This is a genomic window from Streptomyces sp. NPDC046716, assembly GCF_040645755.1.
GTDB lineage: Bacteria > Actinomycetota > Actinomycetes > Streptomycetales > Streptomycetaceae > Streptomyces.
This window is the reverse complement of record NZ_JBEYYU010000113.1, coordinates 1-11679: the sequence shown is the minus strand read 5'-3', so window position 1 is coordinate 11679 and position 11679 is coordinate 1. Positions and strand designations below refer to the sequence as shown.

At 72.2% G+C, this 11679-nt stretch carries 10 protein-coding genes; 6 read left to right on the top strand and 4 right to left on the bottom strand.

Annotated elements, in window-relative coordinates:
* Nucleotides 1–167: 167 nt before the first annotated feature.
* Nucleotides 168–749 carry a hypothetical protein gene (locus ABZ930_RS40540; RefSeq protein WP_361560347.1) on the bottom strand — a complete coding sequence of 194 codons (582 nt, stop codon included), beginning with the start codon at nucleotides 747–749 and terminating at the stop codon, nucleotides 168–170.
* A 224-nt stretch (nucleotides 750–973) separates the two neighbouring features.
* On the opposite strand from ABZ930_RS40540, the gene ABZ930_RS40535 reads away from it, so the two are divergent.
* From ABZ930_RS40535 to rbsD, 5 genes are read left to right on the top strand one after another with little or no spacing between them, the layout of a single operon-like run.
* Nucleotides 974–1969: a LacI family DNA-binding transcriptional regulator gene (locus tag ABZ930_RS40535; protein WP_361560344.1), complete on the top strand. Its 996-nt coding sequence runs from the start codon at nucleotides 974–976 to the stop codon at nucleotides 1967–1969.
* Nucleotides 1970–2022: 53 nt separating this feature from the next.
* Nucleotides 2023–3570, top strand: coding sequence for a sugar ABC transporter ATP-binding protein (locus ABZ930_RS40530; protein WP_361560341.1), 1548 nt, complete (start codon nucleotides 2023–2025; stop codon nucleotides 3568–3570).
* On the top strand, nucleotides 3560–5503 hold the full coding sequence (locus tag ABZ930_RS40525) for a substrate-binding domain-containing protein (RefSeq protein WP_361560338.1): 1944 nt from the start codon (nucleotides 3560–3562) through the stop codon (nucleotides 5501–5503). Before ABZ930_RS40530 ends, ABZ930_RS40525 begins: the two co-directional genes overlap by 11 nt.
* Nucleotides 5504–5550: 47 nt before the next feature.
* Nucleotides 5551–6450, top strand: coding sequence for a ribokinase (locus tag ABZ930_RS40520; protein ID WP_361560335.1), 900 nt, complete (start codon nucleotides 5551–5553; stop codon nucleotides 6448–6450).
* Nucleotides 6447–6836: a D-ribose pyranase gene (gene rbsD, locus ABZ930_RS40515; protein ID WP_361560332.1), complete on the top strand. Its 390-nt coding sequence runs from the start codon at nucleotides 6447–6449 to the stop codon at nucleotides 6834–6836. The genes ABZ930_RS40520 and rbsD overlap by 4 nt, the downstream gene beginning before the upstream one ends.
* Nucleotides 6837–7107: 271 nt before the next feature.
* Here rbsD and ABZ930_RS40510 read toward each other — a convergent pair whose 3' ends face one another.
* From ABZ930_RS40510 to ABZ930_RS40500, 3 genes are read right to left on the bottom strand one after another with little or no spacing between them, the layout of a single operon-like run.
* Nucleotides 7108–7905, bottom strand: coding sequence for a sugar phosphate isomerase/epimerase family protein (locus ABZ930_RS40510; protein ID WP_361560350.1), 798 nt, complete (start codon nucleotides 7903–7905; stop codon nucleotides 7108–7110).
* Nucleotides 7906–7934: 29 nt separating this feature from the next.
* The gene (locus ABZ930_RS40505; RefSeq protein ID WP_361560329.1) at nucleotides 7935–9092 is read right to left on the bottom strand and encodes a dihydrodipicolinate synthase family protein; all 1158 of its coding nucleotides are present in this window, start codon (nucleotides 9090–9092) and stop codon (nucleotides 7935–7937) included.
* Entirely contained in the window at nucleotides 9089–10255 is a 1167-nt protein-coding gene (locus tag ABZ930_RS40500) for a Gfo/Idh/MocA family oxidoreductase (RefSeq protein ID WP_361560326.1), read from the bottom strand. The genes ABZ930_RS40505 and ABZ930_RS40500 overlap by 4 nt, the downstream gene beginning before the upstream one ends.
* 189 nt (nucleotides 10256–10444) lie before the next feature.
* On the opposite strand from ABZ930_RS40500, the gene ABZ930_RS40495 reads away from it, so the two are divergent.
* On the top strand, nucleotides 10445–11509 hold the full coding sequence (locus ABZ930_RS40495; protein WP_361560323.1) for a LacI family DNA-binding transcriptional regulator: 1065 nt from the start codon (nucleotides 10445–10447) through the stop codon (nucleotides 11507–11509).
* Nucleotides 11510–11679 lie beyond the last annotated feature (170 nt).

Genomic DNA, 11679 nt, shown 5'->3' with positions numbered 1-11679 from the left:
CCGCTGCCCAGCCTCGGCCTGACCCTCGGCGGCTGCCCGCTCACCGAGGCCCCGCGCCCCTGAAGCATGCGCTGCGCGCAGCTTCCCCTGGACGAGCGGAGCTCGTCTCAGGGGCGCGGGGAACTGCGCGACCAGCCCCCACCGGCCCGCAGCCGAACAAGGACGCCCTAGATCCCGCCCATCGGCTCCGGATCCACCCGCACCGGCGTCCCCCACACTCGCACCACCTCATAGTCCGTGAACTCGTGGACCAGGCGGTACGCCATCGCCGCGTCGGGCCGACGCCGCTGCGCCGCCAGATACAGATCCGCCTCGCGGCGATCATGCCGAGGCGTCCCGCACAGCTGCCACACCTGCCCGTTCCACAACTCCGGGATCCAGCGCTGCTGGGGCTGGGGACGGTCCTCGCGGGTGCCGTAGCGCGAGAGGACCGGGCGGTCGGCGGTCGGGCGGGGCGCCGGGCCGCCGTAGTCCCCCGAGATCTGGGAGCGGTGGGCCTTGCGGCGGCGGGTCTCGCACAGCAGGCACAGGTCGGGGGCGGACGTCTCGACCGGGCCGTACGGATGCTCCTTGCAGCGGGTCGCCGGCTTCTGGCCCGTCGTCGCGTCGTCGAGCTGGTCGAGCGCGCGCATCAGGTCGCCGCGCATCTCGTGGAGCAGGTCGTCCGGGGTGTCGGCGGTCAGCTTCTCGCCGTGCTCCCCGAGCACCCGCAGGGCGCGGCCGAGTGCGGTGAGCTGCGCGTGATTCACGGTCGTGTGCTCCGTCTCCGAGATCCCGTTCCTGTCCGGCCTCCACCATCGCACGCGGCACCGACATCTCCCCCGCTCCCATCACGATCCGGTCACGACAACCGGAACAGGGGTTGCCAACAGTCCGTGTAATCGATTCCAATCCCTCATGTAATCGATTCCATGCACATGTGCGTCCCTCCACGACCACATGAGCCCCGCAGCCACCCCGAGGGAGCAGCACGATGGCGAGCATCAAGGACGTCGCGGCCGCCGCCGGGGTCTCCGTCGCCACGGTCTCCCGGGTGCTCAACGCGCATCCGTCCGTGAGCCCGGACGCCCGGACCCGCGTACTGGCCGCCGTGGAGTCGCTCGGCTACCGGCCCAACGCCGTGGCCCGCTCCCTGCGCACCGACCAGACCCGCACGCTCGGCCTGGTCATCAGCGACGTGCTGAACCCGTACTTCGGGGAGCTGGCCCGTTCCGTCGAGGAGGAGGCGCGGGCCCTGGGCTACAGCGTGATCATCGGCAACGCCGACGAGCGCCCCGACCTCCAGGACCACCATGTGCGGACCCTGCTGGACCGGCGGATCGACGGGCTGCTCGTCTCCCCCACCGACGGCGGCTCCCCGCTGATGCTGGACGCCGCCCGGGCCGGCACCCCCATGGTCTTCGTCGACCGCTGGATCGCGGGCGTCGACGTGCCCGTCGTGCGCTCCGACGGGCGGACGGCCGTACGGGACCTCGTCGCGCATCTGCACGGGCTCGGGCACCGCCGGCTCGCGATCATCGCGGGCCCGGCCGCCACGACCACCGGAAGCGAGCGCGTCGACGCCTTCCGGGAGGCGCTCGCGTCGTACGAGATCGAGCTGCCGGACGCCTACATCGGGCAGGGCGACTTCCAGGCGGAGAGCGGGCGCCGGGTGACCGAAGGGTTCCTGGACCTGGCCGAGCCGCCCCAGGTCGTCTTCGCCGCCGACAACCTGATGGCGCTCGGCGCGCTGGACGCGATCCGCGCGCGCGGGCTGCGCGTCCCCGACGACATCGCGCTCGCCGCCTTCGACGACATCCGCTGGTTCGTGCACACCGATCCGCCGATCACGGCGATCGCCCAGCCGACCGGCGCACTGGGGCGGGCCGCCGTGCGGGCCCTGGTGGACCGGATCGAGGGCCGCACCCCGGCCTCGGTCACCCTCCCCGCCGAACTGGTGGTCCGCCGCTCCTGCGGCGCCCCCGCCTGAGACCAGCCCCCAAGCACCCCACAACCGCGTACCTCGATGGAGAGGAGATCCCGGTGAACCAGCCGCGCAACCCGGACGAGTTGCTGCGCATCGAAGGGATACGGAAGACCTTCCCCGGTGTCGTCGCGCTCGACAGCGTCGACTTCGACCTGCGCCGCGGGGAGGTGCACGTCCTGCTCGGTGAGAACGGGGCCGGGAAGAGCACCCTCATCAAGATGCTCTCCGGTGCCTACACCCCCGACGAGGGCCGCATCCTCGCGGGCGGCGAGCAGGTCCGTATCCACGGTGCGCAGGACGCCGAACGGCTCGGCATCGCGACGATCTACCAGGAGTTCAACCTGGTCCCCGATCTGACCGTCGCCGAGAACATCTTCCTGGGCCGCCAGCCGCGCCGCTTCGGTCTCGTCGACCGCAAGCAGATGGAGGCCGACGCCGAGAAGCTGCTCGCGCGCGTGGGCGTGAACGTGTCGCCTCGCGCGCGGGTGCGGGAACTCGGCATCGCCCGGCTCCAGATGGTGGAGATCGCGAAGGCGCTGAGCCTCGACGCGCGCGTGCTGATCATGGACGAGCCGACCGCCGTGCTGACCTCCGAGGAGGTCGACAAGCTGTTCGCCATCGTGCGCGCGCTGCGCGAGGACGGCGTCGGCATCGTCTTCATCACCCACCACCTGGAGGAGATCGCCGCCCTCGGCGACCGGGTCACCGTGATCCGCGACGGGCGGAGCGTGGGCCAGGTGCCCGCCTCGACCCCCGAGGACGAACTCGTCCGGCTCATGGTGGGCCGCTCCATCGAGCAGCAGTACCCGCGTGAGCGGCCCGAGACCGGTACGGCCCTGCTGAAGGTCGAGGGACTGACCCGCGACGGCGTCTTCCAGGACGTGTCCTTCGAGGTGCGGGCCGGTGAGGTCGTCGGCATCGCCGGGCTCGTCGGCGCCGGGCGCACCGAGGTGGTGCGGGCGGTGTTCGGCGCCGACCCGTACGACAAGGGCTCGGTGGAGGTCGCGGGCGCGCCGCTGCCGCGCCACGACGTGAACGCCGCCATGGCCGCGGGCGTCGGTCTCGTGCCCGAGGACCGCAAGGGCCAGGGGCTGGTGCTCGACCAGTCGGTCGAGGAGAACCTGGGGCTCGTGACCCTGCGCGCCGCCACCCGCGGCGGATTCGTCGACCGCAAGGGCCAGCACGCGGCGGCCGACCGCATCGCCGCCCAGCTGGGCGTGCGGATGGCGGGGCTCGGCCAGCACGTGCGCACGCTCTCCGGCGGCAACCAGCAGAAGGTCGTCATCGGCAAGTGGCTCCTCGCCGACATCAAGGTGCTGATCCTCGACGAGCCGACGCGCGGCATCGACGTCGGCGCCAAGGTCGAGATCTACCAGCTCATCAACGAACTGTCCGCCGCCGGCCACGCCGTGCTGATGATCTCCAGCGATCTGCCGGAGGTCCTCGGGATGAGCGACCGCGTCCTCGTCATGGCGCAGGGCCGGATCGCCGGTGAACTCGCGGCCGACGACGCCACCCAGGACTCCGTGATGGCCCTCGCCGTCTCCACCGCCCCCACGACCTCCCCCACGACCGATGAAAGCGAGGCCCGTCGTGGCCACTGACACGCTCAAGAGCAAGCCGGGCACCAGTGGTGCCGCCGGGCTGCGCAGGCTCCTGCTCGACAACGGCGCGCTGACCGCGCTGATCGTCCTCGTCATCGCGCTCTCCGCGCTCTCCGGGGACTTCCTGACCACCGACAACCTGCTCAACATCGGCGTCCAGGCGGCCGTGACCGCCATCCTCGCCTTCGGTGTCACCTTCGTGATCGTCGCGGCGGGCATCGACCTGTCGGTCGGCTCGGTGGCCGCCCTGTCGGCGACCGTACTGGCGTGGAGCGCGACCCAGCACGGGGTGCCGGTCGTCCTCGCGGTGGTGCTCGCCGTCGCGACCGGCATCGTGGCCGGTCTCGTCAACGGGTTCCTGATCGCGTACGGGAAGCTGCCGCCGTTCATCGCGACGCTCGCGATGCTGTCGGTGGGGCGCGGTCTGGCGCTGGTGATATCGGACGGTTCGCCGATCCCGTTCCCCGACTCGGTCTCGCACCTCGGTGACACGCTCGGCGGCTGGCTGCCGGTGCCGGTGCTCGTGATGGTCGTCATGGGGCTGATCGCCGCCGTGATCCTCGGCCGGACGTACATCGGCCGCGCCATGTACGCGATCGGCGGCAACGAGGAGGCCGCGCGCCTGTCCGGCCTGCGCGTGAAGAAGCAGAAGCTCGTCATCTACGCGCTGTCGGGCCTGTTCGCCGCCGCCGCGGGCATCGTGCTCGCCTCCCGGCTCTCCTCGGCGCAGCCGCAGGCCGCCGACGGCTACGAGCTGGACGCGATCGCCGCCGTCGTCATCGGCGGCGCCTCGCTCGCCGGTGGCACGGGCAAGGCGTCGGGCACGCTGATCGGCGCGCTGATCCTCGCGGTGCTGCGCAACGGCCTCAACCTCCTGTCGGTGTCCGCCTTCTGGCAGCAGGTCGTCATCGGTGTCGTCATCGCCCTCGCGGTGCTGCTCGACACGCTGCGCCGCAAGGCCGGGGCCACGCCGGTGACCTCCGGCGGCGGGGGCGGCAAGGGCAAGCAGGCGGCGACGTACGGGCTCGCGGCGGTCGTCACCGTCGCGATCGTCGGCGCCACCTCCTTCCTGCACGGCGGCACCTCGGCGTCCGACAAGCCGAAGATCGGCCTGTCCCTGTCGACGCTGAACAACCCGTTCTTCGTGCAGATCCGGGCGGGCGCCCAGGCCGAGGCGAAGAAGCTGGGCGTGGACCTGACGGTCACGGACGCGCAGAACGACGCCTCGCAGCAGGCCAACCAGATGCAGAACTTCACCAGCTCCAGCCTCGACGCGATCGTCCTCAACCCGGTCGACTCGGCCGCGGCGAGCAACTCGGTCGCCGCGGCGAACAAGGCCGGCATGCCGGTCGTCGCCGTCGACCGCGGGGTGGAGAAGGGCAAGGTCGCCACGCTCGTCGCCTCCGACAACGTCGCGGGCGGTGTGCTCTCCGCGAAGACGATGGCCGAGAAGCTGGGCGGCAAGGGCAAGATCGTCATCCTTCAGGGCCAGGCCGGTACCTCGGCGGCGCGTGAGCGCGCGGAGGGCTTCGCGAAGGGCCTCAAGGAGTACCCGGGCATCAAGGTCCTCGCCCAGCAGCCCGCCGACTTCGACCGCACCAAGGGCCTCGACGTGATGTCGAACCTGCTCCAGGCGCACCCCGACGTCCAGGGCGTCATCGCCGCCAACGACGAGATGGCGCTCGGCGCGGTCAAGGCGCTCGGCTCCAAGGCCGGGAAGTCGGTGCCCGTCATCGGCTTCGACGGCGAGGCCGACGGCATCAAGGCGGTCGAGGCGGGCACGATGTACGCCTCGGTGGCCCAGCAGCCGCGCGAACTCGGCGAGATCGCCGTGCGCAACGCGGTGAACGCCGCCCACGGCAAGAAGATCAGCCCCGCGGTGAAGGTGCCGGTGAAGGTCGTGACGTCGAAGAACGCGGCAGACTTCAACTGATCCGCCCGACACGCAGTCCGGCATGCAGAAAGACAGAAAGGCAGAGCATGAGCACGTATGACCTCCTCGTCGTGGGGTCGGCCAACGCCGATCTGGTGGTCGCCGTCGACCGGCGCCCCGGTGCCGGGGAGACCGTCCTCGGCTCCGACCTGGTGGTCCACCCGGGCGGCAAGGGTGCGAACCAGGCGGTGGCCGCGGCCCGGCTCGGCGCGCGCACCGCGCTGCTCGCGCGGGTCGGCGACGACGGGCACGGACAGTTGCTGCGTACGTCGATGGAGTCGGCCGGGGTGGACACCTCGGGCGTGCTCGTCGGCGGGGCGCCCACCGGGGTCGCCCTGATCACCGTCGACCCGTCGGGCGACAACAGCATCGTGGTGTCGCCGGGCGCGAACGGACGGCTGACGCCGGACGACGTGCGGGCGGCGCGGGAGCTGTTCGCGGCGGCGCCGGTGGTCTCCACGCTCCTGGAGATCCCGCTCGACACGGTCGCCGAGGTGGCTCGGTCGCTGGCCGACGGGGCGCGCCTGGTGCTCAACCCGTCGCCGCCCGCCCCACTGCCCGCCGAGGTCCTCGCGGCGTGCGACCCGCTCATCGTCAACGAGCACGAGGCGAAGGTCATCCTCGGTACGGAGCCGGGCCCGGACCCCGAGGAGTGGGCGCGGCAGCTGCTCGCGCTCGGCCCGCGCTCGGTCGTCATCACGCTCGGCGCCGAGGGCGCGCTCGTCGCGGACGGCGACGGGTCCGAGCGGGTGGCCTCGGTGAAGGTGAAGGCCGTGGACACCACCGGCGCGGGTGACGCCTTCACGGCGGCGCTGGCCTGGCGGCTCGGCGCGGGTGCGTCGCTGGCCGAGGCGGCGGCGTACGCGGCCCGGGTCGGCGCCGCAGCCGTCACCAAGGAGGGCGCGCAGGCCTCGTACCCGACGGCGGACGAGGTCGCCGCACTGTGAAGAAGGCCGGAATACTCAACCGCCATCTGGCCGGTGCCCTGGCGGAGTTGGGGCACGGGGACGGGGTGCTCGTGTGCGACGCGGGGATGCCGATCCCGGCGGGGCCGCGCGTCGTCGATCTGGCCTTCCGGGCCGGGGTGCCGTCGTTCGCCGAGGTCCTCGACGGGCTCCTCGACGAGCTGGTCGTGGAGGGCGGTACGGCCGCCGGTGAGGTGCGGGCCGCGAACCCGGAGGCGGCCGCGCTGCTCGCGGAGCGGCTGCCGGCCCTCTCCCACGTCACGCACGAGGAGCTGAAGGCGCTGTCGGCGTCGGCGAAGCTGGTGGTGCGGACCGGAGAGGCGCGGCCGTTCGCCAATGTGCTGCTGCGGTGCGGGGTCTTCTTCTGAGGCGAGACTCCGAGGCTGACGCCGGAAACCGGCGAGGAGCCCGGTCCGTGGACCGGGCCCCCCTCGGGCTTTCCCCTCCCTGCGCCGGGACCCCTCGATCCCCCCAGATCTCCCCCCTCAGGATCCCGACGCAAGGTACGACCCGCCTGAGGCCGCAAAGGTTGCACGGGATTTCGGAAATCTCTCGGAAGTCGGGGACCTACGGGAGCACGAGGCGCGCAAGGGGCGCGAAAGCGGACGACTCGCGCCCCCTTTCGCGGGTCGGCGAGCGCTACACCGCGTGCCGGGTGAAGCGTTCGGCGGTCTCGGCGAGCACCTCGCGGCCGTCGCGCGCCCACAGCCCGTCGTTGAACAGCTCGACCTCGACGGGCCCGGTGTAGCCCTGCTGTTCCACCAGGCCGCGCCAGTACCGCATGTCGATCGCACCGTCGCCGATCTGCCCCCGGCCGTTGAGCACGCCCTCGGGCAGCGGCGTGGTCCAGTCGGCGAGCTGGAACGTCGCGATGCGCCCCTGGGCGCCGGCCCGCGCGAGCTGCGCGGGCGCCTGGTCGTCCCACCAGATGTGGTACGTGTCCACGCAGACGCCGACCTGCTCGGCCGGGAAGCGCTCGGCGATGTCGAGCGCCTGGGCGAGGGTGGAGACCACACACCGGTCGGCCGCGTACATCGGGTGCAGCGGCTCGATCGCCAGCTTCACCCCGCGCTCGGCGGCGTACGGGGCGAGCACGCCGATGCCCTCGGCGATGCGCTCGCGGGCGCCCGTCAGGTCGTAGGACCCGGCCGGGAGTCCGCCGGAGACCAGGACCAGGACGTCGGTGCCGAGGGTGACGGCCTCGTCGACCGCGCGCTTGTTGTCGTCGAGCGCGGCCGTGCGCTCGGTCGCGCCGACGGCGGTGAGGAAGCCGCCCCGGCAGTGGGTGGTGACGGTGAGACCGGCGTCGCGCAGCAGCGCGGCCGCCTTCTCGACGCCGTACTCCTGGACGGGCGCCCGCCAGGTGCCGACGTTACGGACACCCAACTCTTCGCACGCTGCCACGAGTTCGGGCAGGTCGAGCTGCTTGACGGTCATCTGGTTGATGGAGAACAGCGGGTCGGCGCTCACTTGGTCACTCCGTACAGGGCGAGCAGTTGCTTCATGCGGGTCTCGGCCAGCTCCGGGCTCGGGAACAGGCCCAGGGAGTCGGCGAGTTCGTAGGCGCGCGCCAAGTGCGGCAGGGAGCGCGCCGACTGGAGGCCGCCGACCATCGTGAAGTGCTCCTGGTGGCCGGAGAGCCAGGCGAGGAAGACGACGCCGGTCTTGTAGAAGCGGGTCGGCGCCTGGAAGAGGTGCCGCGACAACTCCACGGTGGGGTCGAGGAGTTCACGGAACCCCTTGACGTCCCCGGTGTCGAGGACGCGGACCGCCTGCGCGGCGAGCGGGCTCAGCGGGTCGAAGATGCCGAGCAGGGCGTGGCTGAAGCCGCGGTCGTCGCCCGCGATCAGCTCGGGGTAGTTGAAGTCGTCGCCGGTGTAGCAGCGCACGCCCTGCGGGAGGCGGCGGCGCAGCTCGACCTCGCGGCGGGCGTCCAGGAGCGAGACCTTGATGCCGTCGACCTTGTCCGGGTGCGCGGCGATGACCTCCAGGAAGGTCTCGGTCGCGGCGTCGAGGTCGGCCGAGCCCCAGTAGCCCTCCAGCGCCGGGTCGAACATCGGGCCGAGCCAGTGCAGGACGACCGGTTCGGCGGCCTGCCGGAGCAGGTGCCCGTAGACGTCGAGGTAGTCCTCGGGGCCGCGGGCGACGGCGGCCAGCGCGCGGGACGCCATGAGGATCGCCTGCGCGCCCGTCCCCTCCACGAGCGCGAGCTGTTCCTCGTACGCGGCCCTGACCTCGGCCAGATCGCGTGCGGGGGCGGTGAGCTGGTCGGTGCCGACGCCGCAGGCGATGCGGCCGCCGACCGCCTTCGCCTCGGCGGCGGAGCGCCGGATCAGCTCGGCGGCGCCCGCCCAGTCCAGGCCCATGCCGCGCTGCGCGGTGTCCATCGCCTCGGCGACGCCGAGCCCGTGCGACCACAGGTGGCGGCGGAAGGCGAGGGTGGCGTCCCAGTCGACGGCGGCCGGGGAGTCGGGGGTGGTGTCGGCGAACGGGTCGGCGACGACGTGCGCCGCCGAGAAGACGACCCGGGAGGCCAGCGGCGCGCCGGTGTCGAACGCGAGCGGCTCGGCGCGCGGCTCGTACGCCTTCAACCCGCCTTCCGGGGTGGGGAGATGAAGGGTCACAGCGAGATCTCCGGAACGTCGAGGCGCTGCCCTTCGGCCGACGACTTCAGGCCCAGCTCGGCCATCTGCACACCGCGCGCTCCGGCGAGCAGGTCCCAGTGGTAGTCGGCACCGGCGTACACGTGCTTCAGGAACAGCTCCCACTGGACCTTGAAGCCGTTGTCGAACTCGGTGTTGTCCGGCACCTCCTGCCACTGGTCGCGGAAGGAGTACGTCGCCGGGAGGTCGGGGTTCCAGACCGGCTTCGGGGTGGAACTGCGGTGCTGGACACGGCAGTTGCGCAGCCCGGCGACGGCGGATCCCTCCGTGCCGTCGACCTGGAACTCGACCAGCTCGTCACGGTTGACGCGCACGTCCCACGAGGAGTTGATCTGGGCGACGACCGGCCCCTGGGGCCCCTCGATCTCGAAGATGCCGTACGCGGAGTCGTCGGCGGTGGCGTCGTAGGGCTTGCCGTTCTCGTCCCAGCGGGTGGGGATGTGGGTGGTGGCGAGCGCGGTGACCGAGGTGACCCGGCCGAACAGCTCGTGCAGCACGTACTCCCAGTGCGGGAACATGTCGACGACGATGCCGCCGCCGTCCTCGCTGCGGTAGTTCCACGACGGGCGCTGCGCCTCCTGCCAGTCGCCCTCGAAGACCCAGTAGCCGAACTCGCCGCGCACGGACAGGATCCGCCCGAAGAAGCCGCCGTCGATGAGGCGCTTGAGCTTGAGCAGGCCCGGCAGGAACAGCTTGTCCTGCACCACGCCCGACTTGACGCCCTTCTCGCGCGCGAGGCGGGCCAGTTCGATCGCGCCGTCCAGGCCGGTGGCGGTGGGCTTCTCGGTGTAGACGTGCTTGCCGGCGGCGATCGCCTTCTTGAGGATCTCCTCGCGTCCCGAGGTCATCGCGGCGTCGAAGAAGATGTCGACGCTGTCGTCGGCGAGGACGGCGTCAACGTCCGTGGAGATGTTCGCCCGGTCCAGGCCGTGCCGCTCGGCGAGGGCCTTCAGCGCGTGCTCGCGGCGGCCGACCAGGACCGGCTCCGGCCACAGGACCGTGCCGTCACCCAGGTCGAGTCCGCCCTGCTCGCGCAGCGCGAGGATCGAGCGGACGAGGTGCTGGCGGTAGCCCATGCGCCCCGTCACGCCGTTCATGGCGATGCGCACCGTCTTGCGTGTCACGTGAGTCCCTTCGTCCGGCCTGGCGTACGCGGAATCGGCGCCTGCCCCATCGGTATCGCGTGTTCGACAGGTCGTAGCAAGCGCTTTCTACCCAAGGAGAAGCTAGCCTCTGCACAGCCGCTCGGACAAGAGCGGATACGCGGCGGATGACAGCGGACACCAGCCGCACACCAGTCGGAGGATGACTCGATGACCGTGACTCTTGCGGACGTGGCCGCCCGCGCGCAGGTGTCCCCCGCCACCGTCTCGCGCGTACTGAACGGCAACTATCCGGTCGCCGCCGCCACCCGCGAGCGGGTCCTGAAGGCCGTGGACGAGCTGGACTACGTGCTCAACGGCCCGGCGAGCGCCCTCGCCGCCGCCACGTCCGACCTGGTCGGGGTGCTGGTCAACGACATCGCCGACCCGTTCTTCGGGATCATGGCGTCCGCCGTGCAGTCGGAGATCGTCGGCCCCGGCGGGCGCGCGGGCGGCGAACGGCTCGCGGTGGTCTGCAACACGGGCGGCTCCCCCGAGCGCGAGCTGACGTATCTGACGCTGCTCCAGCGTCAGCGCGCGGCAGCGGTCGTCCTCACGGGTGGCGCGATCGAGAACGCGGCCCATGTGACGGCCGTCGCGGCCAAGTTGAGGCGGCTCGCGGAGGCCGGTACGCGGGTGGTGCTGTGCGGGCGGCCGCCGGTGCCGGACGCGGACGCGGTGGCGCTGACCTTCGACAACCGCGGCGGGGGACGGGAACTGACGGGGCATCTGCTCGGGCTCGGGCACCGGCGCATCGGCTATGTCGCCGGGCCCGAGGAGCGCACGACGACCCGGGACCGGCTGGAGGGGCACCGGGAGGCGCTGGCCGCCGCGGGGGTCGAGGAGTCGGCCGGGCTGGTCGTGCACGGGCCCTACGACCGGGCGGCCGGGCATGCGGCGACGCGCGAACTCCTGCGCAGGGATCCTTCGTTGACGGCCGTTGTCGCCGCCAATGACACGGTCGCCCTCGGCGCCTGCGCGGCTCTGCGCGAGGCCGGTCTGCGCATTCCCGAGGACGTCTCGGTGGCGGGCTTCGACGATCTGCCCTTCAGCGTGGACGCGGTGCCTGCCCTGACGACGGTCCGGCTTCCTCTGGCGGAGGCGGCGGCGCGGGCGGGTCGTATCGCGATGGGGCGGGAGGCTGCGCCGGCCGGTGGGGTGGATGTGGTGGGCGGGGAGCTGATGGTGCGGGGGTCCACGGCTGGGCCTCGGCGGGGGTCCGCGCCGTTGCGGTGAGGTGCTCGTCGCCGGGTGCGGCTTTCGTCGTGGCTGGTCGCGCAGTTCCCCGCGCCCCTGAGATGCGCACTTCGTGCGCCATCTCCTCGGGGACCTTCGCCACGGACCGTGCTCTGACCAAGGGGTACGCCGTGGTCCGCAGAGCCCGACAGGCCCGCCGGAAGGCAGCT

Excerpts from the sequence above, each read along its gene's own strand:
- ABZ930_RS40535 (WP_361560344.1), top strand. The coding sequence starts at position 974 with ATGGCGAGCATCAAGGACGTCGCGGCCGCCGCCGGGGTCTCCGTCGCC.
- ABZ930_RS40520 (WP_361560335.1), top strand. The coding sequence starts at position 5,551 with ATGAGCACGTATGACCTCCTCGTCGTGGGGTCGGCCAACGCCGATCTG.
- ABZ930_RS40510 (WP_361560350.1), bottom strand. The coding sequence starts at position 7,905 with ATGACCGTCAAGCAGCTCGACCTGCCCGAACTCGTGGCAGCGTGCGAA.
- ABZ930_RS40495 (WP_361560323.1), top strand. The coding sequence starts at position 10,445 with ATGACCGTGACTCTTGCGGACGTGGCCGCCCGCGCGCAGGTGTCCCCC.